28 protein-coding genes are annotated in these 24,905 nt (G+C 65.7%); 11 read left to right on the forward strand and 17 right to left on the reverse strand.

The annotated features are described in order from the left end of the window. Positions 1-46: 46 nt before the first annotated feature. The 6 genes from AC4BCN_RS11770 to AC4BCN_RS11795 form a co-directional block, all read right to left on the reverse strand. Positions 47-781, reverse strand: a complete 735-nt coding sequence (locus AC4BCN_RS11770; RefSeq protein WP_490493366.1) for an ABC transporter ATP-binding protein — start codon at positions 779-781, stop codon at positions 47-49. A gap of 15 nt (positions 782-796) precedes the next feature. Further along, a complete protein-coding gene (locus AC4BCN_RS11775; RefSeq protein ID WP_490493367.1) occupies positions 797-1,621 on the reverse strand; it encodes an ABC transporter permease in 825 nt (274 codons plus the stop codon). 6 nt (positions 1,622-1,627) lie between these two features. After that, on the reverse strand, positions 1,628-2,617 hold the full coding sequence (locus tag AC4BCN_RS11780; RefSeq protein ID WP_485879610.1) for an aliphatic sulfonate ABC transporter substrate-binding protein: 990 nt from the start codon (positions 2,615-2,617) through the stop codon (positions 1,628-1,630). A gap of 28 nt (positions 2,618-2,645) precedes the next feature. Then, entirely contained in the window at positions 2,646-4,037 is a 1,392-nt protein-coding gene (locus AC4BCN_RS11785; protein ID WP_490493368.1) for an LLM class flavin-dependent oxidoreductase, read from the reverse strand. A 3-nt stretch (positions 4,038-4,040) separates the two neighbouring features. After that, complete coding sequence (locus AC4BCN_RS11790) at positions 4,041-4,868, reverse strand: MetQ/NlpA family ABC transporter substrate-binding protein (protein WP_456149285.1); 828 nt, start codon at positions 4,866-4,868, stop codon at positions 4,041-4,043. Between the two features lie 147 nt (positions 4,869-5,015). Further along, positions 5,016-6,230: an acyl-CoA dehydrogenase family protein gene (locus AC4BCN_RS11795; RefSeq protein ID WP_490493369.1), complete on the reverse strand. Its 1,215-nt coding sequence runs from the start codon at positions 6,228-6,230 to the stop codon at positions 5,016-5,018. A 254-nt stretch (positions 6,231-6,484) separates the two neighbouring features. On the opposite strand from AC4BCN_RS11795, the gene ssuE reads away from it, so the two are divergent. Genes ssuE through AC4BCN_RS11820 form a run of 5 tightly spaced genes read left to right on the forward strand, consistent with a single transcriptional unit; the run spans position 6,485 to position 10,962 of the window. Beyond that, a complete protein-coding gene (gene ssuE / locus AC4BCN_RS11800) occupies positions 6,485-7,105 on the forward strand; it encodes an NADPH-dependent FMN reductase (RefSeq protein WP_490493370.1) in 621 nt (206 codons plus the stop codon). A 24-nt stretch (positions 7,106-7,129) separates the two neighbouring features. Further along, the gene (locus AC4BCN_RS11805; RefSeq protein WP_490493371.1) at positions 7,130-8,140 is read left to right on the forward strand and encodes a sulfonate ABC transporter substrate-binding protein; all 1,011 of its coding nucleotides are present in this window, start codon (positions 7,130-7,132) and stop codon (positions 8,138-8,140) included. A 12-nt stretch (positions 8,141-8,152) separates the two neighbouring features. Next, positions 8,153-9,313 (forward strand): FMNH2-dependent alkanesulfonate monooxygenase, encoded by a 1,161-nt coding sequence (gene ssuD / locus AC4BCN_RS11810; protein WP_070279091.1) that lies wholly within the window; start codon positions 8,153-8,155, stop codon positions 9,311-9,313. 1 nt (position 9,314) lies between these two features. After that, on the forward strand, positions 9,315-10,106 hold the full coding sequence (gene ssuC, locus AC4BCN_RS11815) for an aliphatic sulfonate ABC transporter permease SsuC (RefSeq protein ID WP_490493372.1): 792 nt from the start codon (positions 9,315-9,317) through the stop codon (positions 10,104-10,106). A gap of 25 nt (positions 10,107-10,131) precedes the next feature. Beyond that, positions 10,132-10,962 (forward strand): ATP-binding cassette domain-containing protein, encoded by an 831-nt coding sequence (locus AC4BCN_RS11820; protein WP_139092365.1) that lies wholly within the window; start codon positions 10,132-10,134, stop codon positions 10,960-10,962. Here the strand turns inward: AC4BCN_RS11820 and AC4BCN_RS11825 are convergent. After that, positions 10,919-11,629 carry an HAD-IA family hydrolase gene (locus AC4BCN_RS11825; protein WP_139092364.1) on the reverse strand — a complete coding sequence of 237 codons (711 nt, stop codon included), beginning with the start codon at positions 11,627-11,629 and terminating at the stop codon, positions 10,919-10,921. The two genes, AC4BCN_RS11820 and AC4BCN_RS11825, sit on opposite strands and share 44 nt — an antisense overlap. A 132-nt stretch (positions 11,630-11,761) precedes the next feature. Here AC4BCN_RS11825 and AC4BCN_RS11830 point away from each other — a divergent pair, with 132 nt between their 5' ends. After that, the gene (locus AC4BCN_RS11830; protein WP_072454672.1) at positions 11,762-12,181 is read left to right on the forward strand and encodes a hypothetical protein; all 420 of its coding nucleotides are present in this window, start codon (positions 11,762-11,764) and stop codon (positions 12,179-12,181) included. A 19-nt stretch (positions 12,182-12,200) separates the two neighbouring features. On the opposite strand, the gene AC4BCN_RS11835 is transcribed toward AC4BCN_RS11830, so the two are convergent. After that, positions 12,201-12,656, reverse strand: coding sequence for an META domain-containing protein (locus AC4BCN_RS11835; protein ID WP_139092363.1), 456 nt, complete (start codon positions 12,654-12,656; stop codon positions 12,201-12,203). Positions 12,657-12,798: 142 nt separating this feature from the next. On the opposite strand from AC4BCN_RS11835, the gene AC4BCN_RS11840 reads away from it, so the two are divergent. The 5 genes from AC4BCN_RS11840 to AC4BCN_RS11860 all read left to right on the forward strand — a co-directional run bounded on the left by AC4BCN_RS11840 (position 12,799) and on the right by AC4BCN_RS11860 (position 17,911). Continuing rightward, positions 12,799-13,749 (forward strand): hypothetical protein, encoded by a 951-nt coding sequence (locus tag AC4BCN_RS11840; RefSeq protein WP_490493373.1) that lies wholly within the window; start codon positions 12,799-12,801, stop codon positions 13,747-13,749. Further along, a complete protein-coding gene (pdxR, locus tag AC4BCN_RS11845; protein ID WP_139092361.1) occupies positions 13,746-15,215 on the forward strand; it encodes a MocR-like pyridoxine biosynthesis transcription factor PdxR in 1,470 nt (489 codons plus the stop codon). Before AC4BCN_RS11840 ends, pdxR begins: the two co-directional genes overlap by 4 nt. A gap of 124 nt (positions 15,216-15,339) precedes the next feature. Next, positions 15,340-16,518, forward strand: coding sequence for a benzoate/H(+) symporter BenE family transporter (locus tag AC4BCN_RS11850; protein WP_490493597.1), 1,179 nt, complete (start codon positions 15,340-15,342; stop codon positions 16,516-16,518). Positions 16,519-16,602: 84 nt separating this feature from the next. After that, entirely contained in the window at positions 16,603-17,334 is a 732-nt protein-coding gene (locus AC4BCN_RS11855; protein ID WP_490493374.1) for a CPBP family intramembrane glutamic endopeptidase, read from the forward strand. Between the two features lie 37 nt (positions 17,335-17,371). Next, a complete protein-coding gene (locus AC4BCN_RS11860) occupies positions 17,372-17,911 on the forward strand; it encodes a gamma carbonic anhydrase family protein (RefSeq protein ID WP_490493375.1) in 540 nt (179 codons plus the stop codon). Positions 17,912-17,915: 4 nt separating this feature from the next. On the opposite strand, the gene AC4BCN_RS11865 is transcribed toward AC4BCN_RS11860, so the two are convergent. The 9 genes from AC4BCN_RS11865 to AC4BCN_RS11905 all read right to left on the reverse strand — a co-directional run bounded on the left by AC4BCN_RS11865 (position 17,916) and on the right by AC4BCN_RS11905 (position 24,756). Then, positions 17,916-18,275, reverse strand: coding sequence for a hypothetical protein (locus AC4BCN_RS11865; RefSeq protein ID WP_490493376.1), 360 nt, complete (start codon positions 18,273-18,275; stop codon positions 17,916-17,918). Then, positions 18,257-18,652, reverse strand: a complete 396-nt coding sequence (locus AC4BCN_RS11870; RefSeq protein WP_485879622.1) for a helix-turn-helix domain-containing protein — start codon at positions 18,650-18,652, stop codon at positions 18,257-18,259. Before AC4BCN_RS11870 ends, AC4BCN_RS11865 begins: the two co-directional genes overlap by 19 nt. Positions 18,653-18,734: 82 nt before the next feature. Beyond that, complete coding sequence (locus AC4BCN_RS11875; RefSeq protein WP_490493377.1) at positions 18,735-19,649, reverse strand: acyl-CoA desaturase; 915 nt, start codon at positions 19,647-19,649, stop codon at positions 18,735-18,737. Further along, complete coding sequence (locus tag AC4BCN_RS11880; protein WP_034782889.1) at positions 19,649-19,966, reverse strand: DUF3144 domain-containing protein; 318 nt, start codon at positions 19,964-19,966, stop codon at positions 19,649-19,651. Before AC4BCN_RS11880 ends, AC4BCN_RS11875 begins: the two co-directional genes overlap by 1 nt. Positions 19,967-20,037: 71 nt before the next feature. Further along, positions 20,038-20,538, reverse strand: a complete 501-nt coding sequence (locus tag AC4BCN_RS11885) for a gluconokinase (protein WP_128139752.1) — start codon at positions 20,536-20,538, stop codon at positions 20,038-20,040. A 2-nt stretch (positions 20,539-20,540) separates the two neighbouring features. After that, entirely contained in the window at positions 20,541-21,044 is a 504-nt protein-coding gene (gene yfiB, locus AC4BCN_RS11890; protein WP_128139751.1) for an outer membrane lipoprotein YfiB, read from the reverse strand. Between the two features lie 16 nt (positions 21,045-21,060). After that, positions 21,061-22,320, reverse strand: coding sequence for a diguanylate cyclase DgcN/YfiN (gene dgcN, locus AC4BCN_RS11895; RefSeq protein WP_181877856.1), 1,260 nt, complete (start codon positions 22,318-22,320; stop codon positions 21,061-21,063). Between the two features lie 8 nt (positions 22,321-22,328). Continuing rightward, complete coding sequence (gene yfiR / locus AC4BCN_RS11900) at positions 22,329-22,910, reverse strand: regulatory sequestration protein YfiR (protein ID WP_456149293.1); 582 nt, start codon at positions 22,908-22,910, stop codon at positions 22,329-22,331. A 193-nt stretch (positions 22,911-23,103) separates the two neighbouring features. Further along, on the reverse strand, positions 23,104-24,756 hold the full coding sequence (locus AC4BCN_RS11905) for a Na+/H+ antiporter (protein ID WP_128139749.1): 1,653 nt from the start codon (positions 24,754-24,756) through the stop codon (positions 23,104-23,106). Positions 24,757-24,905 lie beyond the last annotated feature (149 nt).

The raw sequence follows: 24,905 nt of genomic DNA on the forward strand, positions 1-24,905 counted from the left end.
AGCTAACATGAATGACAAGGCTTGTCACTGGGGCGGCGAGCCAGCCTCAGATCGCGTGCGCGGCGTGCAGTTCGCCGAGGATAGTCTCCTTCAATTGCGCTTGCGCTGCCGGCGTGCGCAGGCGGGGACGGGGCGCGGCCACGTCGTAATGGGCGCGTGGCGGTCCGGCACGCGTATCGAGCATGACGATGCGGTCGCTCAGGTAAAGCGCTTCATCGATATCGTGCGTCACCAGCAGCACGCTCAAGCCATGGCGCGCGGCGACGGCGGCCAGCAAGTCTTGCAGCTTCATGCGCGTAAAAGCGTCGACGGCGGAAAACGGTTCGTCCAGCAACAGGATGCGGGGCTGGCCAAACAGGCCGCGGGCAATCGCCGCGCGCTGCGCCTGGCCGCCCGACAGCTGTTTGGGCAGGCTGTGCGCATGGCCTTGCAAGCCCACTTCCTCCAGCAGCTGCGCGACCCTGGGATCATTTTCGCCACCGGCACCGAGGCCGAAGGCGATGTTTTGCGCCACCGTCAGCCAGGGAAACAGGCGCGGTTCCTGGAAGATCAGGCCGATGTCCGCGTGCACGCCGGCCAGCGGCTTGCCATCGAGGCGCAGGGCGCCGCGAAAGTCCGTATCGAGGCCGGCCACGATGGACAGCAGGCTGCTCTTGCCGCAGCCGCTGGCGCCGATCAGGCTGACGATTTCGCCCCGGTGCAGCTGCAATTGCAGATTATGCAGCACGCGCCGCGCGCCATAGGATTTGTCGTGGATGGCAATGTCAAGCAAGGCAGTCATGCGTGGGTGCTTTCGTCAGGGAGTGGCATAGCTATCGCGCCAGGCGAGCAAACGGGTCTCCAGGCGTTGCATCAGGCTGTCGCTGGCCTTGCCCAGCACGGCCAGCAGCACGATGGCCGCCAGCACGATGTCGGCGCGGCTCGTTTCGCGCCCGTCGCTGAGCAGATAGCCGAGGCCCCGGCTGGCGGCGATCAGTTCAGCCGCCACCATGAACATCCAGGCCAGGCTCAAACCGTTGCGCAAGCCCGTGAAGATGGCGGGCAGCGCGGCCGGCAACAGCACGCGCCGCGCCAGCGCGGGCCGGCTCAAACGGTACATGCGGGCCGCGTCGATCAACTTGCGGTCCACGTCGCGGATGCCCGACGCCACGCCCATGTAGACGGGGAAGAAGGCGCCGATGCCGATCAGGACCAGCTTGGGCGCTTCATCGATGCCCAGCCATAGCAGCAGCAAGGGCACCCAGGCCAGCGAGGGAATGGCGCGCAAGGCCTGGAACGTGGGGTCGAGCAGCGCCTCCACCGTGCGGTTCAAGCCCACGGCCGCACCGAGCATGATGGCCAGCAGCGCGCCGCCCGCAAAGCCGATGGTCACGCGACCGGTACTGGCCAGCACATGGCCAGCCAGGCCCTGGCGCGCCAGATCGGCGATGGTGGCGCCAATGTCGCTGGGCGCCGGCAGCAGGTTGGCGGGAATGGCGCCCGTGCGCACACCCAGTTCCGCCGCCAGCAGCGCCAGGGCGGGCAGTAGCAGGCCAAGCGCCGCGCGCGGCAAGGGAGGAAGCTTGCGCCGGACGCCGGTTTCGTTGGCCTGTACCGGCGCGGCGAGCGTATCTCTGGCCATGGCCGCTTACGCCTTGCCGATGAAGGGGGCGGCAAAGCGCGTGTCGACCAGGTCCGCGATGGCGCGGTTCAAGTCGGTGCCGGGCTTGACCAGCGCTTCATCGACGAGGATGGGCGCGGCCACCAGCAGGGCCTTCACATGTTCGTTCGACGGCCGCGGATTGCTGAAGTCACTGCGCAGTTTCACCTGCAGCAGCGCCACCGGCAGGCTGACCTTGGCTTCCTCCGACAGGATCTTCGCCGCCTCGGCCTGATTGGCGCGTATCCAGGCGCGCGCCCGTTCGTAGGCCTGTATCACCTTGCCCACTTCGGCGGGGCGGCTGGCGAGGAATTCCTCGCGCACGTTCAGGAAGCCGTAGGTATTGAAGGCGACGTTGCGGTAGATCAGGCGCGACCCCGCTTCCAGTTCGCTGGCGGCCATGTGCGGATCGAGGCCGGCCCAGGCATCGACCTTGCCTTGCTCCAGTGCCGCGCGGCCATCGGCATGCTGCAGGCTCACGTGTTCGATATCGCCGCGTTTCAGGCCCGCCGTCTTCAATGAGCGCAGCAGGAACAGATACGGGTCGGTGCCCTTGGTGGCGGCCACCTTCTTGCCCTTCAAGTCGGCGAGGCTGCGGATGGGGCTATCCTTGCGCACCACCAACGCCGTCCATTCGGGACGCGAAAAAATATACGGCGCGCGGATGGGGTTGCCGTTGGCTCGCGCCAGCAGGGCGGCCAGGCCGGCGCTCGAACCGATGTCGATGCTGTTGGCGTTCAGGTATTCGAGCGCGCGGTTGCTGCCCGCGCTGAGCACCCACTTGATGCTGGTGCCGTCCGGCTTGAACGCTTCTTCCAGCCAGCCGAAGCGGCGCAGCACCAGGCTGGTGGGCGAATAATAGGCGTAGTCGAGGCGCAGCTCCTTCAGCGGTGCTTGCGCGGCGGCGCTGGTGAGGCCGGGCAAGGCGGAGAGGGCGGCGCCGCTGGCGGCCAGTTGCAAGATGGTTCTGCGTTTCATGGTGTCCTTGAATGGGAAATTGGATGTGTCAGGCCGCCGCCAGGGCGGCGTCTGCGGGCGCGATGCTGACCAGGCGCCCCGCGTGATCGGCGGGCAGGCGCGGGCCTTGGCCGAAGACTTTGTGGCGCAAGCTGCCTTCCTCGTACTGGGTGCGGTAGCGGCCGCGCCGCTGCAGTTCCGGTACGATGTGGGCCACCACGTCTGCCATGCTGTCGTGGGCGACGGCGAAGGCGAGGTTGAAGCCGTCGATGCCCGTTTCATCGAGCCAGCTTTCCAGCTGGTCGGCCACCTGGCGCGCATCCCCCACCAGCACGGGGCCGCGCCCGCCCAGGCCGATGTATTCGGCTGCTTCACGCACCGTCCACGTACGGTCCGGGTCGGCCTGGCTGAACGAGGCCAGCGCCGAGCGGCCGGCGGGGGAATCGATGTAGTCGATGGTGGCGTCGAGCGGGTAGCGGCTGAAATCGACGCCCGTCCAGCCGGACAGCAGCACGAGCGCCGCCTCGATATTCACGTGGCGCAGGTAGCCGGCATGCTTGGCGCGCGCTTCTTCTTCCGTGGCGCCTGTGATCACGAGCGCCTGCGCGTAGATCAGCAGCGCGTCGCCATCGCGCCCGCTTTGCCGCACGGCGGCGCGCAAATCGTCGGCGTAGAGCTTGACCACCGTCTTGCTGGGGCCACTGACGAAGGTCGCTTCCGCATGGTGCGCCGCGAAGCGCGTGCCGCGCGGAGAGGTGCCCGCCTGGTACAGCAGCGGCGTGCGCTGCGGCGACGGCTCGCACAAATGGATACCGGGCACCTGATAGTGGCGCCCGGCATGGTTGATCGGATGGACTCTGGCCGGATCGGCGTAGATGCCGCGCACCTTGTCGTTGACGACGGCGTCGTCGTCCCAGCTCTTTTCCCACAGCTTGTAGACGACATCGAGGTATTCGTCGGCCAGGTCGTAGCGCTCGTCGTGGCCCAGTTGCTGGCTCAAGCCCAGGTTGCGCGCCGCGCTATCGAGGTAGCCGGTGACGATGTTCCAGCCGATGCGCCCACCCGTCAGGTGGTCGAGCGTGGAGATGCGCCGCGCGAACGTGTACGGGTGTTCATAGGTGAGGGCGCAGGTGACGCCGAAACCCAGGTGCGTGGTCGCCTGCGCCATGATGGGCACGAGCGCCAGCGGATCGTTCAGCGGCACTTGCACGCCGTGTTCCAGGGCCGCATCGAGGCTGCCCCGGTACACGTCGTACACGCCCAGCACGTCGGCCAGGAACACCGCGTCGAACAGGCCCGCTTCCAGCAGCTGCGCCAGTTCCGTCCAGTGTGCGGGATCCGTGTAGCGGTGGCTGCGGTCGCGCGCATGCGTCCACAGCCCCGGCGACTGGTGGCCGACGGTATTCATCTGGAAGGCGTTGAAGCGTATCGTCTTTGCCATGGTTTATTTGGCTGCCGTCTGCAACGCTTGCTGGTAATCGGGTTTCGAATAGCCGGCAAAGTGCTTGTTTGTGATGTCGAGGAACTCGCGCGAGCGGTAGGCGGCCGCCAGGTCCTTCGCGAACTGCTTGTCCTTGTCGGCCGTGCGGATGGCCACCAGGTTGATGTAGTTGGGCGAGATTTTCTCGGCCACCAGCGCCTCCGTCAGTTTCAGACCTGACGCCAGCGCGTAATTGCCGTTGATGAAGGAGTAATCGGTGTCGCCCAGCGAACGTGGCAGCTGCGCCGCTTCCAGCGGCAGCAGCTTGATTTTCTTCGTGTTGACGGCGATATCCTTTTCCGACGCGCGCACGGGGTCGAAGCTGGCGCGCAGCTTGATCCATCCCAGCTGGTCGAGCAGCACCAGCGCGCGAGCCTGGTTGGTCGGATCGTTCGGCAAGCCCACCGTCGTGCCTTCCTTCACGTCGTCCAGGGTCTTGTGCTTCTTGCTGTAGATGGCAATCGGCGCCGTGGGGATCGTGATCAGGTCCGTCAGGGCCAGCTTGTGCTCCAGCGCGAATTTCTTCAGGTAGACGATGTGCTGGAACACGTTGGCGTCGAGCGAACCCTCGGCCAGCGCGAAGTTCGGCTGGATGTAGTCATTGAACTCGACCAGCTTGACCTTGTAGCCCTGCTTTTCCAGGATAGGCTTGATGCCCAGCTTGATCTGGTCCGCGTACGGCCCGGCGCTGGTGCCGATGGTGATGTCTTTCGGGTCCTTGGCGTGGGCGCAGCCGCCAGCCAGGGCGAGTGACAGGGCGGTGAGGATGATGCTGCGGCGGGTGATGGACATGTTAACTCCTGCTTAGTGAAGAACTGGGGTCAGACCCGCCGGGGTCTGMCCCTCTAGTGGAACGGGGTCAGATCCCGCCGGGTCTGACCCCGGAAGTCCGCTGAATAGCCTACTGCGTAAATGTATCGATTCGCCCAAGCCGTGGTTTTACGAGTACGCCGTCGGCTCGGGTACCGTGCCGTTCAAGGCAAAGCGTCCCAGGTCGCGCAGCTTGTAGTCGATGGGGTCGTGCAGGGTATGCACGCGCACGTTGCGCCAGTAGCGGTCGAATCCATACTGGGCCGAGGTGGAACGGGCGCCCGTCAGTTCGAACATCTGGCTGCTGATCTCGAGTCCCGCCTTGTGCGCCAGGCATTTGGCTTCGGCCACGGAGACGGCCAGCAAGCCCCGTTCGCGCGCCGTCACCAGCGCGCCTTTGCGAAATACCGTTTCCAGCTCCTGCGCTGCCAAGTCGGCCAGCACTTGCGCGGGGCGCAGCAACAGCCATAGCTGGCCATAGCGGTGCTGCACCAAGGGGTCGTCCGTTGCCTTGGCCACGCCCGAGGCAAACCAGGCTTTCGTCTGTTCGTCCGTGTACTGGCGCGCCGCCTCGAACGCGCCTTCGGCGATGCCCAGATAGAGGTTGCTCATGATCAGCTGCGCGATCTGCGAGCGCACGGTCGCTTGCGGCGTGGGGGCCTGCGCGGGCGCCTGCAGCACGAGGTCGCGCGGCAGGGCGACATTCTGGAAGTGCACGTTGCCGCTGTCCGTCTGGCGCTGGCCGAAGGCGTCCCAGTCCGCCTGCACGGTCACGCCGTCCTGGCGCGTGGGCAGGGCGGCGATCAGCGCCGTCTGCGTGGGCGCGTGCCAGGCGGAGACGGTCAGCCAGTCGGACCCCACGGAACCGGAGGAAAAACTCTTGATGCCGTCGAGGATATAGCCGTCGCCGCTGTCGGTGGCCGTGACCCGTTTGTCGAGCGGGTTCAAGGCATTGCCCCAGAACAGGCGCTCGTCGACGGTCAGGGTGAGCAGGCGGCGCTGCTGCTGCGCGCTGCCATACAGCTGCAGGCCGGCCAGCTGCAAATGGTGGAAGCCGAAGATGTGCGCGAGCGCGCTGTCGGCGCGCGCCAGGATGCGGATCACCTGGTAGACGAGGGGCCACGACGCGCCCTGGCCGCCGAATTCCACGGGAATCGACAGGGTCAGCAAGCCCGACTCGCGCAGCCATTCGCGTTCCTGCGCCGCATGGCCGCCGGCCTGGTCGCGGGCATTGGCCGTTTCGGCCAGGCGTGCGGCCAGCGACGTGGCGATGCTGATGGCGTCCTGCAGGGGTTCCGGCACAGGCGGCTGGGGACGGGCGGCATGGAGAAAAACGCTAGACATGAGTGAGATTCCAGAAAGACGATGACGCCGATATTGCACCGCCCCGCGTGCGCCGTACACGAAGAAAACCGCGCATGGATATGCGAAAAAAGCCATGCGGGGATGAGCACCTTCGCTTGCGGGGCGTCAGGTCCGGATAGTCAAAAAACGCATATCAAAGCGCGAAAGCATTCGTTTTACTGGGCTTCTGATGGCGATAGGCTGCAAGCATCCGAGCAACGCCACTTTCGATCACTTACAGGGACGGGCATCACATGAGCATCTTGTTATTGGGCGGTAGCCCGCAACTCCCATCGAGTTCCAGCCGCCTGCTGCTGCATATCGGCGAACAGCTGGCGCTGCAGGGCCACAGCTACGCCGAGCTGCATGTGCGCGCCTTGCCGGCGCGCGCCTTGCTGCTGGCCGACTACGACGATGCGGCGATCGCCCGCGCCGTGCGCGCCGTGGCTGATGCCGACGCCATCGTGATCGCCACGCCCATCTACAAGGCATCGTATACAGGGCTGCTGAAAGCCTTCCTCGACCTGCTGCCGCAAGATGGCCTGGCCGGCAAGCTGGTGCTGCCGCTGGCCACGGGCGGCGGCCATGCCCACACCCTGGCGCTCGACTATGCGCTGCGTCCCGTGCTCCATGCGCTGGGCGCCAAGCAAGTCTTCACCAGCATCTATGCCAATGCCCAGCAGCTGGCGTGGCACGAAGAAGGGGGCCTGAGCCTGGACGCGCCGATTGCCGACCGTGTGCAGGCCGGCATCGAGGAATTGTCCACCGGCCTGTTCGTGCTGCAGGGACAGCGTCCGCCCGCGCCAGCCGAGATCCCGCACCCCGTGCGTTCGCTGCAAGACCAGCCGTATGCGCCCCACTATCAAGCCGCCTGATTATTCACCGACCAAGGAAATGCCATGACACACCGCCACGCACAACGACTTTCGCGCCGTACCACCCTGGGCCTGCTGTTTGCCGCCGCTGCCGGCGTGATGGCGGCCGGCATGCCGGCCGCGGCGCAGGCGCAGGCCAAAGGGGAGGTCCAGGTGCAGGTGCGTATCGGCTACCAGAAATACGGCACCTTGACCCTGCTGAAGGGGCGCGGCACCCTGGAAAAACGCCTGGCCGAACAGGGCGTGGGCGTGAAATGGACGGAGTTTCCGGCCGGCCCCGTGCTGCTGGAAGGCTTGAACGTGGGCAGCATCGATTTCGGCACTGTGGGCGAGGCGCCGCCGATCTTTGCCCAGGCGGCCGGCGCCAACCTGGTCTACGTCGGCAATGAGCCGGCGTCGCCGGCCAGCGAAGCCATCGTCGTGCCCAAGGGTTCCGGCCTGCGCACCCTGGCCGATTTGAAGGGCAAGAAAATCGCCTTGAACAAGGGTTCGAACGTGCATTACCTGTTATTGAAGGCGCTGGAAAAGGCCGGTGTCGCGTACGCCGATATCCAGCCCGTGTTCCTGCCGCCGGCCGATGCGCGCGCCGCCTTCGAGCGGGGCAGCGTGGATGCGTGGGCCATCTGGGACCCGTTCCTGGCGGCCGCCGAAAAGCAGCTGGGTGCGCGCGTGCTGGCCGATGGCAAGGGCCTGGTGGCGAACTACCAGTTCTACCTGGCTTCGCGCACGTATGCGGAAAAAAATCCCGAGATCCTGCGCATCGTGCTCGATGAAGTGGCCAAGGTCGATGACTGGGGCCGCAACAACCCGGACGAAGTGGCGACGATCCTGTCGGCACAGACGGGGCTGGGCAAGGATGTCGTGGCGCTGGCCGCCTCGCGCTATGCGTATGGCGTCAAACCCGTGTCGGTCGACGTCATCGCTTCGCAGCAAAGGGTGGCCGATGCGTTTTCCAGCCTGAAGCTGATCCCGAAACCGATCGTCGTCAAGGACGCGCTGCTGCCGGCGCGCCAGCTGGCCACCAGCACAAAATAAGAAAGGAACACCATGTCATTGAATGTCTTCTGGTTTATCCCTACCCACGGCGACAGCCGCTATCTGGGCACGTCGCAGGGCGCGCGTCCCGTCGATGCCGATTATTTGCGCCAGGTGGCCGTGGCCGCCGACACGCTCGGCTACGACGGCGTGCTGCTGCCGACGGGCCGCTCCTGCGAAGATGCGTGGGTGGTGGCGTCGTCGCTGATCAGCGTGACGCAAAAGCTCAAATTCCTCGTCGCCATCCGTCCCGGCCTGTCCACGCCCGGCCTGGCCGTGCGCATGGCGTCCACGTTCGACCGGCTGTCGAACGGGCGCCTCCTGATCAACGTCGTCACGGGCGGCGACCAGGGCGAGCTGGAAGCGGACGGCCTGTTTGCCGACCACGCCAAGCGCTATGAAATCTCCGATGAATTCATCAAGGTGTGGCGCGCCACGCTGGCGGGCGAGGGCGGCGCGGCCGGCTACGATTTCGAGGGCAAGCATATCCAGGTGAAGGGTGCAAAAACCCTGTACCCGCCCGTGCAAAAGCCGTATCCACCGCTGTATTTCGGCGGCTCGTCGGAACCCGCGCATGAACTGGCGGCCGAGCAGATGGACGTCTACCTGACGTGGGGCGAGCCGCCGGCCGCCGTCGCGGAAAAGATTGCCGACATCCGCGCGCGCGCGGCAAAAAAAGGCCGCACGGTCCGGTTTGGCATCCGATTGCACGTGATCGTGCGCGAAACGAACGAGGCGGCCTGGCGCGCGGCCGATGAACTGATCAGCCACCTGGACGACGACATCATCGCCAAGGCGCAGGCGGCGTTCGGCAAGATGGATTCCGTGGGCCAGCAGCGCATGGCGGCCCTGCATGGCGGGCGGCGCGACAAGCTCGAAGTGTCGCCCAACCTGTGGGCCGGCGTGGGCCTGGTGCGCGGCGGCGCGGGCACGGCCCTCGTCGGCGACGGCCCGACCGTGGTGGCGCGCATGCAGGAATACGCGGACCTGGGCATCGACACCTTCATTTTCTCGGGCTACCCGCATCTGGAAGAGTCGTACCGCTTCGCCGAACTGGTGTTTCCGCTGCTGGGCAAGGGCAAGGCCGTGGGTGAGCAGTCACTGACGGGTCCCTTCGGCGAAGTCATGGCCAGCAATATCGTGCCTGCCGCACCGCAGAAAAAGGCGGCCTGAGATGGCGGCCGGCTCCATACGACGGGCAGGCGGCGCGCCATGGCGTGATTCGCTGGCGCCATGGGCCTTGCCTGTGGCGCTGCTGCTGGCCTGGCAGCTGGCGGCGCAGTGGGGCTGGCTGTCGAGCCGCATCCTGCCCGAGCCGTGGGCCGTGGCGGAAGCGTTCTGGCACCTGGCCGTGTCGGGCGAACTGTGGCTGCACCTGAAAACGAGCTTGTGGCGCGCGACGGTCGGTTTCGCCGTCGGTGCGGGACTGGGCTTGCTGCTGGGGCTATTGACGGGCAGCTTCCGCCACGCGGAAACCCTGCTCGACACAACCCTGCAAATGGTGCGCAACATCCCCGCGCTGGCCCTGATTCCGCTGGTGATCCTGTGGTTCGGCATCGACGAAACGGCCAAGCTGTTTTTGCTGGCCGTCGGCGTCTTCTTTCCCGTCTACCTGAACACCTTCCACGGCATCCGTTCGGCCGACCAGGGCTTGATCGAAATGGCGAAAAGCTATGGTCTCTCGGGCTGGCCTTTGTACCGCGACGTGATCCTGCCGGCCGCCATGCCGTCCATCCTGGTTGGCGTGCGCTTTTCGCTGGGCCTCGTGTGGGTGCTGCTGATCGTCGCCGAAACCATCTCGGCGCAGGCCGGCATCGGCTACATGACGATGAATGCGCGCGAATTTTTGCAAACGGACGTGGTGCTGGTGGGGATATTGCTGTACGCCTTGCTGGGCAAGCTGGCAGATCTGTTCTCGCGCCGGCTGGAGCGCCACTGCCTGCGCTGGAATCCCGCTTACCGATAGTGACGAAATGACGAAGGAAGACACCATGCTGCTTGCCCCCATCCAGATCGAAACGGATTTTTTGTCGCATTTCGTGCAATACGACCCGGCCAGTGCGCCGCCGCAGGCCAAGGCCGCGCCGCAAGCTCCCTTGGCGCGCCGTGGCGTGCCTTTGGAGCTGACGCAATTGAGCAAGGCCTATGGCGAACGCCCTGTTTTGAAGAACGTCGACCTGCAGCTGGAAGCGGGAGAATTTGTCGCCATCGTGGGGCGCAGCGGCTGCGGCAAGAGCACCTTGCTGCGCTCGATCGCGGGACTGGAAAGTGCCGATGACGGCAGAATCGCCATCGGCAGCGGCGTGGGCGCGCCCGACATCCGCATCATGTTCCAGGAATCGCGTCTGCTGCCGTGGAAAACGGTGCTCGACAACGTGGCCCTGGGCTTGCCCCGTTCCGTCGGCGCGGCGGCCGCCTCGCTGTGGACAGTGGGCCTGGCCGAACGGGCCGACGACTGGCCATCTGCCCTGTCGGGCGGGCAGAAACAGCGGGTGGCGCTGGCGCGCGCCCTCGTGCACGAGCCGCAACTGCTGCTGCTCGACGAACCATTGGGCGCGCTCGACGCCCTGACGCGCATCGAGATGCAGCAGTTGATCGAGTCGCTATGGCTGGCACGCGGCTTCACGGCCGTGCTGGTGACGCACGACGTGGCCGAAGCCGTGGCCCTGGCCGACCGGGTGCTGCTGATCGAGGATGGCCAGATCACCATGGACGTGCAGGTGGACTTGCCGCGCCCGCGTCAGCGCGGCCATGCGGCCTTCGCCGCGTTGGAGCAGGCTATCTTGTCGCGCGTGCTGCAGCCGTCTCGGCCAGGACAATAAAACCGTCGCCATCGACGCTTGCCACGATGGCTTCATAATTGTCGATGGCCGGGTGGCGCGTGGCCAGCGGGTGCGCATGCGTGGCCGTGACGACGATGACCTTCGCACCGGCCGCTTCGCCCGCCTCGATACCGACGGACGCATCCTCGAACACCAGGCAGTCAGCGGGCGCCACGCCCAGTTTTTCAGCGGCCAGCAGGTAGCAATCGGGTTTCGGCTTGCCTGCCTTGACGTCTTCCGCCGTCACCATGATGGCCGGTATCGGCATGCCCGCCGCCTTCAGGCGGGCAGTGGCCAGCGCGCGCGGCGCCGAGGTGACGATGGCCCATTGCGCGGGCGGCAGCGATTCCAAAAAGCGCAGCGCACCGGCGATTTCAATGATCCCTTCCACATCGATGATTTCCGCATCCGTGATGCCCTGCGACTCGCGCTGCGCGTCGACGCCGGGCAAGCGCAGTTTGGCGATGGTGTCGACCGAGCGCGCGCCGTGGATCGTGGGTAAAAAGGCCGCCACGTCCAGGCCCTGGCGTTGCGCCCACGTGCCCCAGATGCGTTCGGCGGCGGCGATGGAATTGATGACGGTGCCGTCCATGTCGAACAGAAAAGCGCGGTAGCGGCCGGCGGCCGATGGAGTCGGGGATGAAGACGGCGAGGGCAGTGCGGACATGGCTTCCTTCCAGGCGGGTTGGTTGAGGCTTTTTTGCAAGCGCCCATTGTAAGGTGAAAGCGCAATATGCGTGCTGTGCTACATTCAGCGCACCGGTCATCGTGGCCGGCAAGATACGGACAAGGACAGATAGTGGCAATCGAGTTTTCGTTGGAAGCGGATGCGCAGTTGGAGCAAGGGGTATTGACCGACGTATTGACGCGCTGCGGGGCGCAGGACGTCGAGCCGAGCGACAGGGGCTTCAATGGCTGGTTCCCCGAGTCGGGCCTGAGTTTTTATGTCCGTATCAGGAGCATTGAGCAAGGTATGGGAAGCGCCAGCCCTGACTGCGTGCTTGCCGAATTTCTGCCGTCGCCGCAGGACTGGCGGGTGGAGTACAGGATCAATTTCCGCTACAACAGCGATGAATACAATGCCTGCAGCAGCACCTTGCGCGAAGTCGTTGCCTGCCTGGTGGAATCGAGCCCCTGCAAATTTGTCGTCTCATTTCAATCTGAGCAAGTGTACTGCTTGCGCAATCAGCGGGGGCTGGAAATCTTCAAGGTCATCTGACCTGCTGCCGGACGACAGCCTACAGGTACACCGATTCAAACCTGGCCACGGGCGCGCCATCCTTGAGCAGGATCAGCTTCTCGCCTTCGATCTGGTAGCCCGTCACGCTGTTCAAATTGGCCAGCACGGCGCTTTCCAGCTGCATCAAAGGGGGCGGGCAGGCCATGCGCGTGCCGGCCAGTTGCGTGAAGCGCAGGGCCGTGCCGGCCACGGTATAGCCGCCCATGACGCGGTTGCAGCCAGTGAAACCGGTGACCTTGCCATCGGCGGTGAGGGTGATGCGCACTTCGCGCTCCTGCTGCGGCGCCATCGCCACCGGCGCGCCATCGAGCTGCGTGAGCTTCCAGTAGGTATTCGTCAGGCTGGCCTGCGGCGCCAGGCTGGCGTTCGGCTTGGCGCTGTCGCTGGTGGCGGCGCAACCACCGGCCATGGCGATGGCGGCGGCGAGGGGAAGGTATGTCAGGCGATGCGGCATGGGATGCTCCTGTGAGGGGGAATGCCTGCAGACTAGCAGGTTTTTCGCGCCGCTCAGCGCACGGCAGCGGTGATTGTTTCCATTTTGCCAGTCCTGGCATTAAACTCATGCTTTCTTTAACGTTGATCGGGGAGCCGGGCCGATGCTGCAAGCGCAAGCGCTGGATAATCGACTGGTGGCCACCACTGACGACGACGTGCTGGTCGACCGCATCGTGCCCGGCGCGCCGCTGGTCATCGCCTTCGGTTTCGCCTCGTGGACCACGCGTCCCGCCTTCGATTTTTACGGGCGCCTGAGAAAGCTGGAGCAGGCCAGCGGGCAGCCGCTGAACAAGATCCTCGTGCGCGATTCGGGCAATGCCTGGTACCACCGCCGCATCGCAGGCCTGGGCAGCCACGTCGACGAGACGGCGCAATCCTTGCGCGATCTCGTGCGCCGCATCGCGCCCAGCCAGGTCACGACCATCGGCCAGTCCATGGGCGCGTACGCGGCCGTCATGTATGGCTTGCTGCTGGACGTGCAGCAGATCGTCGCCTTCGGGCCGTTGTCCTTTCTCGACGTGCAGCAGGCGCGCTTGTACCATGAGCTGCGCTGGCTGCCCGTGATGGAATCGCTGGCGCAAGACCCGCCAGCCTCCGGCTATTACGACCTGGCGGCCCTGTGCCGCGCCAGGGCAACCGAGCATACGCAGCTGCACCTGGTGTTCGGCACGCGGCCTGACGCGGCCCGACCGGATGTAGCTAACTCTGGCGCCAGCGCCAGCGAATCGGTCAACCTTGACGCCATGCACGCGCAGCGCCTGGCCGCCTATGGTCAATGCACCCTGCACCCGTTTCCCCAGTCGGGCCATGCGGTGGTGCAGCACCTGATCGACACGAAACGCATCAACGGCTTGCTGGCCAAATGCATACTCGGGCTCACGTTGGCGCCCGAGCCCATGCCGGAGATCGGCGCCGCCTGGCAGGACTGGGTGGCGGAAAACCTGCGCTTGGGCTGCGCCGGCGAACAGCTGGTGGCCGTGCTGCAGCAGCACGGTTTTTCGCTGGACAGCAGCATGGCCGCCGTGGATGCCGTCCGCGCCAAGGCCCTATGACGCCGCAGTTCGAACTCGACACCCTGAAAATCCGCATCGCCGCGCCCGAACTGGCGGCGCTCGATTTGCGCGTGCGCGTGCAGCGCGCGCTGCGCCAGCTGATACTCGATGGCGTGCTGGCACCGGGCCTGCGCCTGCCGGCCACGCGCGCGCTGGCGCAGTCGCTGGGCGTGTCGCGCGATACGGTGGAAATGGCGTACGCGCAGCTGCGCCTGGACGGTTATATCCAGCGCCAGGCGGGATCGGGCAGTTTCGTCTCGCCGACGATAGGCGCGAGCTTACTGGGCAAGCCGGCGGTAGCGCCGTTGTCCATGCCGGCGCAGCCGGTGGCGCTCAGCGCGCGCGGCGCACAGATTCTCGCCAGCGGTGGCGTGGCCGACCAGCAGACCGTAAGAGCTTTCGCCACGGGCTTGCCGGAAACGCGGGCTTTTCCGCTTGACGTGTGGGAGCGCTTGCGGCGCCAGGCGGCCAGCGAACACCATGTGCTGCTGCACGGCGACCCGCAAGGGGCCGAGCCTTTGCGCCAGGCCATCGCCGACTATGTGAACCTGGAGCGGGGCGCGCGGGCCACGGCCGGCCAGGTGCTGGTGCTGAGCAGCACGCGCCAGGCCCTGTACCTGTGCGCGCAAGTGCTGGCCGACGCGCATGGCCCCATCCTGATGGAGGACCCCGGCTATTTCGGCGCGCGCAAGGCGTTCGAGATGGCGCAGCTGCGCGTCGTGCCCGTGCCCGTCGATGCGCAGGGATTGTGCACGGCAAGCCTGCGTGCCGACACGAGCGGGGCCAATACGGTGTACGTCACGCCGTCGCACCAGTATCCGACGGGCGCCACCCTGGCGCTAGAGGGCCGCCTGGCCCTCACTGCCTGGGCGGCCGAGCGCCAGGGATGGATCATCGAGGACGATTACGACAGCCAGTTCCACTACGCGGGCATGCCGACGGCGTGCGTGCAGGGGCTCGACACGCAGCAGCGCACGATTTACCTGGGCACCTTCGCCAAGTCGCTGTATCCGGGCCTGCGCATCGGCTACATGGTGCTGCCGCCCGCGCTGGTGCAGCCGATGACCCATGCACGCAGCATCCTCGACGGTCACACGCCGCAACTCGATCAGCTGACACTGGCCCGTTTCATCGCCGATGGCCATTTCGCGGCCCATGTGCGCGCCATGCGCAAGGTCTATGCCGTGCGCCGCGATGCGATGGCGCAGGCCGTGCAGCGGCACCTGCCGCACGTGGTCACGGCGCAGTTGCCGCCGGGCGGCTTGCAGATGCCCTGTCTGCTGCACGAGGGCAGGGTGGAGCTGGACACCATACGCCTGGCGGCGCAGGCGGGCATCGTGCTGCCGGGCCTGAGCCGGCTGTACGCGACGCCGCCGGCGCGCGGCGGCTGGCTGCTGGGTTTTGCGGCGCTCACGCCGCACGAGATCGACAGCGGCATCGTCCGCCTGGCCCGCGCACTGGGTTAATGCTATCGAAGTGGTCTGCTGTATGTGCTTGAATTGGCATGCTTGAGCAGTCCATGCGGCCATTAATATGCTGGCTTTCATTGGCAGAGGCATATACATGACAACAACCACAACAACCGCCGCCATGGCCGACCGGGCGCGCTGGCGCGACCTGGCATCCCCCACCATGGCCGCCTTCATTTCCGTCCTCGTCAACTATGGCGGCACCTTCGTGCTGGTGTTCCAGGCGGCCCAGCTGGCCCAGCTGAGCGCCGCGCAGACGGCGTCCTGGGTCTGGTCGCTGAGCATCGGCGTGGGCGTGACGGGCATCTGGCTCAGCTACCGCTACCGCGCGCCCATCATCACGGCCTGGTCCACGCCCGGTGTGGCCTTCCTTGCCACCGTGATGCCGCACACGCCGTATGCCGAGGTGATCGGCGCCTATATCATTTCCGCCATTGCCTTCATTCTGCTGGGCATGTCCGGCGCCTTCGAACGACTCGTGCGGCTGATCCCCGGTGGCATCGCGGCCGGTCTGCTGGCCGGCATCCTGCTGCAGTTCGGCGTGAACGCGTTTGGCGGCGCCAGCGCCGACCCCGTGCTGGTGGTGGTATTGCTGCTGTCGTACGCGGTGCTGCGCCGCTTTACGGCACGCTTTGCCGTGGTCGGCATCATGCTGATCGGCCTGGCCCTGCTGCTGGCGCAGGGGCGCATCGATGCGCAAGGCATCGAACTGGCCTTGGCCGCGCCCGTGTTCGAGATGCCGCGCTTTTCCGTGGCGTCCCTGCTGGGCGTGGCGCTGCCCCTGTTCCTGATCACCCTGACGGGGCAATACATGCCCGGCATGCTGGTGCTGCGCAATGACGGCTACCAGGTCAGCGCCAATCCCATTTTGACGGTGACGGGACTCGGTTCGCTGCTCATGGCGCCGTTCGGCGCGCACGCTTTCAACGTGGCCGCCATCACGGCCGCCATCTGCACGGGCAAGGATGCCCATGCCGACCCGTCGAAGCGCTATGTCGCGGGCCTGGCGTGCGGCGTGCTGTACATCCTCGTGGGCGTCTTCGGCGTCACCCTGGCCAGCCTGTTCATGGTCTTGCCGCGCCCCTTCATCACGGCGCTGGCGGGCCTGGCCTTGCTGGGCGCCATCGGCAACAGCCTGGCGCAGGCGATGGCGGACGTGCGCATGCGCGAAACGGCCTTGATTACTTTCCTGGCGACGGCTGCGAACGTGACCCTGCTGGGCGTGGGCGGCGCCCTGTGGGGGCTGGCGGCGGGACTGGCGGCGCACGGGCTGATGCATTGGGGGCGCAAGGCGGCATAGCCTGGATATTTGCCCATTTTGCCAGCCGCCGCATACAATTGCTGCGCCCGTGCCCGTTGGCACCGTCTTTTCCCGATGTGAGCGATGGCCGACCTGACTTCCCTGGCGCAGTATCTGCTGGCGATCACGCCCGCCTTCCTCGTCTGCGCCGCCTTGCTGCTGGCCGTTCCCCGGACGGTGCCGCTGCTGCGCGTACTCGTGCACATCGTGTTTTTCGTGCTGGCGCGCGACGCGATGACGGCGCACGGCTACTGGCAAGTGGCGGCGGGCGGCTTGCGCTTCACGGCGCCGCCGCTGGTCTTGCTGGCGCTGGGCGCCATGTCGCTGGGGCTGGTGGCCAGCACGTGCTGGCTGGAAAGCGAGGCGCGCCGCCAGATCCACTGGCTGGGCATGCGGCCGGTGCTGTCCGTGCTGCTGGGCGTGGCGGGCGCTGCAGTGATCATCGCGCTGGCGGCGGGCTTGAAAGCGCTGTTTGGCTTGCCATCCCTGCCGCCCGTCGCGCCATCCCTGCTGCCCTTGCTGCTGGGTTTTGCGCTGGCGGCCAACTGTTATGAAGAATTGCTGTTTCGCGGCTTGCTGCAGCAGCAATTGCGCGCCTGGCTGCCGGCCTGGCGCGCGGCGCTCGTGTCGGGCCTGCTGTTTGGCCTGTGCCACGCCTTCCTTGCCACCACCGTCACGCAGGTGGGTGCGCCCATCGTCGTCTTCACCGTGATCGAAGGCGTGGTGGCGGGGCTGGTATATTGCCGTGCCGGCTTGCTGGGCGCATCCCTGGCCCATGGCCTGGCGATTTTTGCGCTGGCCGCCGGCTGGGTGTGAATCCTGTTGTTTCAATTTAATGAAGAGTGAGAAAGCGATGCCTGTCAGTTCCTACCTGAATACCCGCCCCGTCGTGGGCGAGCGCGTCTACCTGCATGACACGGCGCAAGTGATTGGCGATGTGCAGATCGGCGACGACTGCTCGATCTGGTGCAACAGCGTGCTGCGCGGCGACGTCAACCGCATCGTCATCGGCGAAGGCAGCAATATCCAGGACTTTTCCATGGGCCACGTGTCGCACAGGAATGCGGCCAAGCCTGACGGTTCACCGTTGACCATCGGCAAGTACGTGACCATCGGCCACTCCGTCATCTTGCATGGCTGCACGATTGGCGACGAATGCCTGATCGGCATGGGCAGCATCGTCATGGATGACGTGGTGGTGGAAAAACACGTGATGCTGGGCGCGGGCAGCCTGGTGTCGCCGGGCAAGGTGCTGGAAAGCGGCCACCTGTACGTGGGCCGCCCCGCCGCCAAGGTACGGGCGCTGACGGACGCGGAAATCGCCTACTTGCGCTATTCGGCCGAGCACTATGTGCGCGTGAAGAACAATTACCTGCTTGGCGAACCGGACTGATGCTTCAGGCTGGCACCATGGCCAGCGCATTGATGCGCGCCGCCATGGCGCGTGCATCAGGCACGCCCAGCACCAGGCGCGCCCATTTTTCGCCTTGCAATTCGATGACCAGTGGCTGCATGCCGCGCGTCATGAAGACGAACTGGCGGTCGCCGCCCTTGTGATAAGTGCCTGCCGAAATGACTCCCGGCAGGTTGGTGCCCGGTGCGCGCAAGCCAAGGGCCGCGCCGCGGAATCCGTCATCGTCGGTGGCTCCACGCACATGCTGCAGGGGAATGCACAGGTTGCCCTGAAAGGACGCCAGTTTTTCCCACAGGGCCAGGTGGATGGTCAGTGCATCGTCGTTCAATTCGAGGCTAGGCATGGTGTCTCCTTCGGTGGTTGATCCAGATGGCTTAACAGGCGTTCGCCCAGCAGGCGGGACGTATCGGCGCCCGTGTCCAGTACGGCGGCACGACACAGCGCCGTGATGGCGGCGTCAGAGGGCGCCAGTTCCTTCAATGCGATGATCAGCAAATCGACCGCTTCTTCCCGCGCCGGCCAGCCAGGCTGCAGTGCTTGCGTCAGCACGCGCTCAAACAGATGGCGTTTGGAGCCGAAAGCCTTGTACAGGCTGCCGCGCAGCAAACCCGTAGCCTTGACCAGGTCATCGACCGACGCGGCGTTGTAGCCCAGGCTGCCAAAGACGGCGGCGGCCTGGCTGGTGACGGTGGCTTCATCAAAATTGCGCGGTCTGGCCATGGTAGGTAGGCGATGGGTGCGACGGGGCGGGATGCCCTGTTTCTGGCACCACTATATGCATTGGTGAACGATTGGTCAATAACTATCTGTGGCCGGCCGTTTCGCGCAGTTCCGGCCGCGGCGCCAGGTCTTGCGGCAGGCGCAGGGCGGAGACGAGGCCCAGGCGCCGCAACAGCAGCAGCATCCACCAGCCCGGGTCCCATTCGCCCGGCAGCAGGCCCAGCCTGGCTGAGCCCGGATACGCGTGATGGTTGTTGTGCCAGCATTCGCCCATGGTCAGCAGCGACGTCAGGCGGATATTCCGGCCTTGCACGGCGGCGCCGTCGACATGAAAATGCATTTGCCCATGGTTGTGGGCGAAGTAGCCGATCAGCCAATGGCCGAGCACGCCGGCGCTGACCCGCGCGCAGACGCCCCAGCAGACCAGGCCCCAGCCGCCCCAGGCGAAGAACAGCACGGCCCATGGCAGTTGCTGCAGCATCCAGCTTCTTTCCAGGAAACGGTAAAAGCGGTCGTGCGCGATGCGCGGCTCGATGGCGATGTGCGGCGCGTGGTCGAGATCCAGGCGGCAGAATAATTGCCACCAGGCATCACGCCAGAAGCCGGTGCCGTGACGCAAATACGGGTGGCAGTCGGGCAGGCGCTGCGCATAGTCGCGCAGTTCGTGCTGGCGCAGCAGGCCCAGCGGGCCGCTGAGGCCCACCAGCACGCCCAGGTAGACGAGCGCATATTCCAGCCATTGCGGGCATTCAAAGCTGTCGTGGATCAGCTTGCGGTGGCTGCCCAGCGAGTGGCCGAACAGCAGGACGATGGCCGTGCCGGCCGCAAACAGCAGCAGGCCGGTCCAGCTGAAGAAGCACAGGGCGCCCGTCACGGCGCCGGCCAGCATGGCCGTCAGCCATAGCGATGGCAAAGGCGCAAAGCGCACCGTGCCGTGCAGCACGCTATCGGCGTGGGTGGCGCGGGCGCGGTGCCTGTCCAGGCTGGCCGCCGTCATCAGCCCTTGGGAGCCGACGACGGTTGCGTGTATTTGTCGAAGTTGGTGATGTAGTCGTTGAAGTTGTCGGTCAGCATGCGCTTGTACTGTTCCGTGAAGAAGGCCACCGCGCCTTCCTTCTCTTCCTGCATCTTGGCCACGTCGTTGCTCTTGCTGGCGACGAGGAAGGCGTTGAAGCGGGCAGCTGCGTACAGCAGCGAGGTGGCCACTTCATTGCCGCCGCTGTGCATGCATTGCTCATTGGCCAGGGCGATGACCTGGTCGGCGCGTTCCCAGAATTCCGGACCCGGTGCTGGTTTTGTCGTTGGTGTGCTCATAAAAATCCCTCATGAAAGTGCGCGCCAGTCTACACAGGGGGCCGCGGGCTGTCCAGCCGCGCGGCTGCCTGTCAGGGCGCCTGCAGGATTTGTTCCAGCAAAACGGGCAGCGGCTGGCGGATGTCGAGCACCATGCCGGCCTCGTCCGCCTGCAGTGGCTGCAAGGTGGCCAGCTGGCTGTCGAGCAGGCTGGCCGGCATGAAATGGCCGGGGCGCTGCAGGCGGCTTTCCAGCACGGCGCGCGGGCCGTCCAGGTGGATGAAGCGCAGGGCCGGGTCGCCCTCGCGCAGCACGTCGCGGTAGGCGCGCTTCAGGGCCGAGCACGAGACGACGAGGCCGCTGCCTTGCGCGCGGGCCGTGGCGATGCGCTCGCGCAGGGCGGCCAGCCAGCCGGCCCGGTCGGCATCGTCGAGGGGTATGCCGGCCGCCATCTTGGCCACGTTTTCCGGCGGATGCACCTCGTCGCCTTCCACGTAGGGCACGTGCAAGGCGTCGGCCAGCAGGCTGCCGACGGCGCTCTTGCCGCAGCCGGACACGCCCATCACGACCCAGCGCACGGCGGGCACGCCCATGGTCAAGGCGCCGAAACGATGACGGTGACGCGGCGGTTTTCCGCCTTGCCCGTCTTGCTGGCGTTCGAGGCCACGGGCTTGCTCATGCCCAGGCCCTTGACGGTGATGTTCTCGCGCGGAATGCCCGATGCGCTCATGGCATCGGCCACCACGTTGGCGCGCGCCAGCGACAGCTTGTTGTTGTACGCTTCCGTGCCTTCGTTATCCGTATGGCCTTCCACGCGCATGTGCGTGATGCCCACTTTCAGCAGGGCGGCGCTGATTTTCTGAATGGCGTTGCGGCTGGGCGGGACCAGCTTGGCGGCGTCGAATTCGAACAGCAGCTTGTCGGTAAAGCTCAGTTCCCAGCCTTCGTCCGTCTGGTTGAAGCCTTGTTCCTTCAAGGTGGCCACTTGCTCGGCGTTGAACAGCGGTTTGACTTCTGGCGTGCTCTGGCAGGCGGCCAGCAGGCCCAGCATGAACAAGCCGAGTAAGCCGCGGCGTAATTGCGTGTAGATGAATTGCATGGTGTTGCTCCTTGGTTCAGGGGTGAATATGGGGTTGTGGCAGGCGCGCCACCTGGCGCGTGCCGCGCTGCGCCTGCTTGGCGCGGTACATGGCTTCGTCCGCCGCGCCGACGAGCGAGATGGCGTCAATGGCGTGATCGGGAAAGACGGCCACGCCGATGGTCAGCGAGCTGACGATGCTGTTGCCAGTGGGCAGTTCAATGGCTTGCGCCATGGCGGCGATGATGTTGTCGGCGATGTGCATGGCGTCGCTGCTGTTGCGCAGCGGCTTGAGCACGATGGCGAATTCGTCGCCGCCCAGGCGCGCCACCAGGTCGCCTTCGCGCAATTGCTGCTTGATGCGCGCGGCGATCGTCACCAGCACGCGGTCGCCCGACGCATGGCCGAAGGTGTCGTTGATGTACTTGAAGCGGTCGCTGTCGAGGAACAGCACGGCCACCTTGCCATTGCCGACCCGCGCGTCGAGGATGGCGCGTTCCAGCTCCGCTTCCATGAAGGCGCGGTTCGACAGGCCCGTCAGACTGTCGTGGTTGGCGCGGTGCGACAGCGAGGCGTGTTCCTTCTGCAGATGGCTTTGCCATGCTTCCAGTTCGTCGAGCAGGGCGTTGAAGTCGTCATTGATCTGGTTCAGTTCGGCAATATTGGCGGGCGGCACGCGCAGTTCGAACGAGCGGTCGCGCCGCACGCGGTGGGCCGTTTCCGCCAGGTGGCGCAGAGGCGACGTGATTTCCGTTTCCATGCTGCGCGACAGGCGCACGGCAACGACCAGGCTCAGCACCAGGCAGGCGAGCAGGCAGGAGAGGCCGCTGAGCAGGAAGGGCAGCAGGCTGCGGCTGTGCGGCACCAGCTTGATGCTGCCGATGGCCTGGTCATTGCGCATGATGGGGAAGGTCAGCGAATCGGGCAGCATCCAGCCCGTCAACGCACGCTCGATGTAGTAGCGCGTGCCGTGTTCGCCCCGTTCCCAGCGGGCCAGCACCTTGCCGTCCTGGTCGCTCACCTGCGCCTGGTCGATATCTTCATTGACGCCGATCAGGGCCAGCGCTTCCCTGGCGGCCATGGAGTCGCCAAAGACGACGGCCCCTTCCACCGTATAGCTCATCGAACGGGCCACCAGGCGCAGGTTCTGGTCCGAATACACGCGCAGGGCCAGCAGCGCCACGGCAGTCAGGGTCAGGCCGGCCGCCAGCACGGCGATCAGCGACACGCTCAGGTGGGCGCGCCGCAGCACGCTGTCGAGCGTGCGGCGGGGCTGGCGGGCAGGCTTGTTGCTCATGCGGGCGCTCATGGCGGCGGTCCCTTGCGACGTGCAATTTGCAAGGCGTTCGGATGCACGCGCAGGCCGCTGCGGGCGATGGCGTCGAGGTTGACGTCAAAACCGATCTGCGCCTCGGTCAGGCGCAGGCAGAACATGGTGCCCACGGTACAGGACGTGCCCGGTTCGGCGACCGATAGAATCGGTTTGCCGATGATCTGCGCCAGCAGGTGCTCGCGTTCGCTCTCGGGCAGGCTGCCCAGGTAGACGACGTCGCATTCGCTGGCCGCGCTGGCCATCGCCGGGCTTTTCACGCGGATGCGCTGGCTCAGGCTGGAAGCGGGCGTGTCGACGATGGCCGCTCCGTAGCGGGGTGCGCCGAGCATGCAGACGCGCACTTCCTGGCGCGCCACGGGCCAGCGCACATAACTGATGATGCCAAACAGGACCTGGGCTACTTCGGCGGGACGCCTGGCATCGGCAGCCGCGCCTGTTTGCGCCCCCGCCGCGCACGGCGCCAGCGCAGCGCAGGCGAGCAGCGAGGCCAGCAGCACGACAGCGAGCAGGACGGGCGGCGCGGGGCGCTGCCGGTGGCGGGGAGAGAAGGGCACGGCGTCGGTGTCTTTATGCAGGTCGGTGGCTATTCAAATAGTTACTCTGCAACACATACTCTACGGAAGTCCATGTTGAAAGTAAATCACGGCATGACGCCATAAACCTTGCATTATAAACACGAATGTGGAAACTTGCATTCTTTGCCATGAGAATTACTGATAAACATTTCCTAGGCGGGCCAGATCGTTGTTATTCTTCCAATGTCGCTTCCAGCAAGTCGATTTCGCGCAGCAGGCGCAAGTGGATGGTGTCGTCCAGCTCGCCCGAGATGCGGCGGCGGAACAGCTCATCGCGCTCCGCATTGAGCGCTTCCAGGCGCAGCGAGCGTTCGGCCCTGGCCAGTTCCTGCAAGCGCATCGCCTCGTCGTTGCTGCTTTCGCCATACGCGAGGCGGCGCCGGTAGGCTTCGATCAGGCGGTTGGCCGCTTCCGTGACGACTTGCTGCTTGTCATTCTTGTCGATGCCTTCGCACACTTTTTCCAGCCGCGCGATGGCCGCTTCGGCGGCAGCGGCGCGGGCATTGCGCTCTTCCGTCGAACGGCGCGCGGGCGGCGCAAACACGAGGCCCTTGGTCAGCAGGGGCAGGGTGACGCTGGCCAGCAGCAGCGACAGCAAAATCACGCCCATGGCCAGGAAGATGACGAGGTCGCGCGCGGGAAAGCGCGTGCCATCAGGCAAGAACAAGGGCAGGGTCAAAATGCCGGCCAGGGTCAGCGCGCCGCGCACGCCCGCGAACGACGCCACTAGCAGCAATCGCAGGCTGGGGCGGGCCAGCAGCGCCGCGTCCTTTGGTTCGCCGGCCACCTTCTTGTGGTGCTTGAACAGGGTCAGTTTCATGGAAATGAAGACCCAGAGGAAGCGCATGAAGGTCAGTCCCACCGTGATGGCGATGACGAACAGAGGCAGTTTCCAGGCGCTGCCGGCACCGATTTCGGCCGATGCTGCCGGCAAGCCGGCAACGGTAGTGGGCAGTTGCGCGCCCAGCATGACGAAGATCACGCCATTCAAGACCAGTTGCACGGTATCCCACACGGCCTTGCGCTGGGTGCGCGTGGCGGCCAGGGGGCGGCCGATCAGGTCGGCGTAATGCATGGACACGCCCGCCGTCGCGGCGGCCAGGATGCCGGAGCCGTGGATTTGCTCGGCGCCCAGGTAGGCGGCGAACGGGATCAGGATGCTGATGAGGATTTGCAGGCCCGGTTCTTCGCCCACCTTGCTCACCAGCCATTTATTCGCCAGGCCCACGCCCCAGGAGATGGCCAGGCCGATGATGATGCCGCCGCCCGCTTCCTGCAGGAAACTCAGCGAGGCGGCGCCGATGGAAAAGCCGCCCGTCATCATGGCGCCCACGGCAAACGTGAAGCAGACGAGGCCCGACGCATCGTTGAGCAGGGATTCGCCTTCGAGGATGTGCATCAGGCGCGGCGGGATCGGATTGCCTGCGGCGATTGCCGAGACGGCCACGGGGTCCGTCGGCGACAGAATGGCGCCCAGTGCGAAGGCGACGGCCAGCGGTACGCTGGGAATCAGCCAGTCGATGAAAAAGCCCATGCCCAGCACGGTAAACAGCACGAGGCCGATGGCCAGCATCAGGATCGAACGCGCATCGGAAAAGAAGGCGCCCTTGGGAATGCGCCAGCCGTCGAGAAACAGCAGCGGCGGGATGAAGAGCAGGAAGAAGATGTCGGGATCGAGCGGCACTTGCACGCCAAACACGGCCAATCCCGTGCCGCCGGCGATCTGGATCAGCGGCAGCGGCAGTTTGACCCAGCGCGAGCGGGCGAGAAAGCCGCACAGGACGACGGTCAACACGAGGATGAGGATGATGGTAACGGTATGCATGAAGGAGCGGCGGCGTGCTGAAACGCTGATTATAAGGCGCAGCCCGCCTGCAGGCGGCACCTGCGTGTCATTGCGTACATACAGCAAGTCACAATCGCGGTAAGATTCTCCCATTCATTGCCACAATCTGCCCTGCTGCCGCCGTCCGT

The sequence above is a fragment of the Janthinobacterium sp. Bl 1 genome, assembly GCF_058215535.1.

Coding starts and splice junctions, on each gene's coding strand:
- AC4BCN_RS11860 (WP_490493375.1), top strand. CDS start 17,372: ATGCCTGTCAGTTCCTACCTGAATACCCGCCCCGTCGTGGGCGAGCGC.
- AC4BCN_RS11885 (WP_128139752.1), bottom strand. CDS start 20,538: ATGGGCGTGCCCGCCGTGCGCTGGGTCGTGATGGGCGTGTCCGGCTGC.
- AC4BCN_RS11850 (WP_490493597.1), top strand. CDS start 15,340: ATGGCCGACCGGGCGCGCTGGCGCGACCTGGCATCCCCCACCATGGCC.
- AC4BCN_RS11825 (WP_139092364.1), bottom strand. CDS start 11,629: ATGTCCGCACTGCCCTCGCCGTCTTCATCCCCGACTCCATCGGCCGCC.
- yfiB (WP_128139751.1), bottom strand. CDS start 21,044: ATGCAATTCATCTACACGCAATTACGCCGCGGCTTACTCGGCTTGTTC.
- dgcN (WP_181877856.1), bottom strand. CDS start 22,320: ATGAGCAACAAGCCTGCCCGCCAGCCCCGCCGCACGCTCGACAGCGTG.
- AC4BCN_RS11785 (WP_490493368.1), bottom strand. CDS start 4,037: ATGGCAAAGACGATACGCTTCAACGCCTTCCAGATGAATACCGTCGGC.
- AC4BCN_RS11775 (WP_490493367.1), bottom strand. CDS start 1,621: ATGGCCAGAGATACGCTCGCCGCGCCGGTACAGGCCAACGAAACCGGC.
- AC4BCN_RS11820 (WP_139092365.1), top strand. CDS start 10,132: ATGCTGCTTGCCCCCATCCAGATCGAAACGGATTTTTTGTCGCATTTC.
- AC4BCN_RS11840 (WP_490493373.1), top strand. CDS start 12,799: ATGCTGCAAGCGCAAGCGCTGGATAATCGACTGGTGGCCACCACTGAC.
- AC4BCN_RS11790 (WP_456149285.1), bottom strand. CDS start 4,868: ATGTCCATCACCCGCCGCAGCATCATCCTCACCGCCCTGTCACTCGCC.
- ssuE (WP_490493370.1), top strand. CDS start 6,485: ATGAGCATCTTGTTATTGGGCGGTAGCCCGCAACTCCCATCGAGTTCC.
- AC4BCN_RS11855 (WP_490493374.1), top strand. CDS start 16,603: ATGGCCGACCTGACTTCCCTGGCGCAGTATCTGCTGGCGATCACGCCC.
- AC4BCN_RS11835 (WP_139092363.1), bottom strand. CDS start 12,656: ATGCCGCATCGCCTGACATACCTTCCCCTCGCCGCCGCCATCGCCATG.
- AC4BCN_RS11795 (WP_490493369.1), bottom strand. CDS start 6,230: ATGTCTAGCGTTTTTCTCCATGCCGCCCGTCCCCAGCCGCCTGTGCCG.
- AC4BCN_RS11805 (WP_490493371.1), top strand. CDS start 7,130: ATGACACACCGCCACGCACAACGACTTTCGCGCCGTACCACCCTGGGC.
- ssuD (WP_070279091.1), top strand. CDS start 8,153: ATGTCATTGAATGTCTTCTGGTTTATCCCTACCCACGGCGACAGCCGC.
- AC4BCN_RS11905 (WP_128139749.1), bottom strand. CDS start 24,756: ATGCATACCGTTACCATCATCCTCATCCTCGTGTTGACCGTCGTCCTG.
- AC4BCN_RS11870 (WP_485879622.1), bottom strand. CDS start 18,652: ATGGCCAGACCGCGCAATTTTGATGAAGCCACCGTCACCAGCCAGGCC.
- AC4BCN_RS11770 (WP_490493366.1), bottom strand. CDS start 781: ATGACTGCCTTGCTTGACATTGCCATCCACGACAAATCCTATGGCGCG.
- AC4BCN_RS11780 (WP_485879610.1), bottom strand. CDS start 2,617: ATGAAACGCAGAACCATCTTGCAACTGGCCGCCAGCGGCGCCGCCCTC.
- AC4BCN_RS11880 (WP_034782889.1), bottom strand. CDS start 19,966: ATGAGCACACCAACGACAAAACCAGCACCGGGTCCGGAATTCTGGGAA.
- AC4BCN_RS11875 (WP_490493377.1), bottom strand. CDS start 19,649: ATGACGGCGGCCAGCCTGGACAGGCACCGCGCCCGCGCCACCCACGCC.
- pdxR (WP_139092361.1), top strand. CDS start 13,746: ATGACGCCGCAGTTCGAACTCGACACCCTGAAAATCCGCATCGCCGCG.
- ssuC (WP_490493372.1), top strand. CDS start 9,315: ATGGCGGCCGGCTCCATACGACGGGCAGGCGGCGCGCCATGGCGTGAT.
- AC4BCN_RS11865 (WP_490493376.1), bottom strand. CDS start 18,275: ATGCCTAGCCTCGAATTGAACGACGATGCACTGACCATCCACCTGGCC.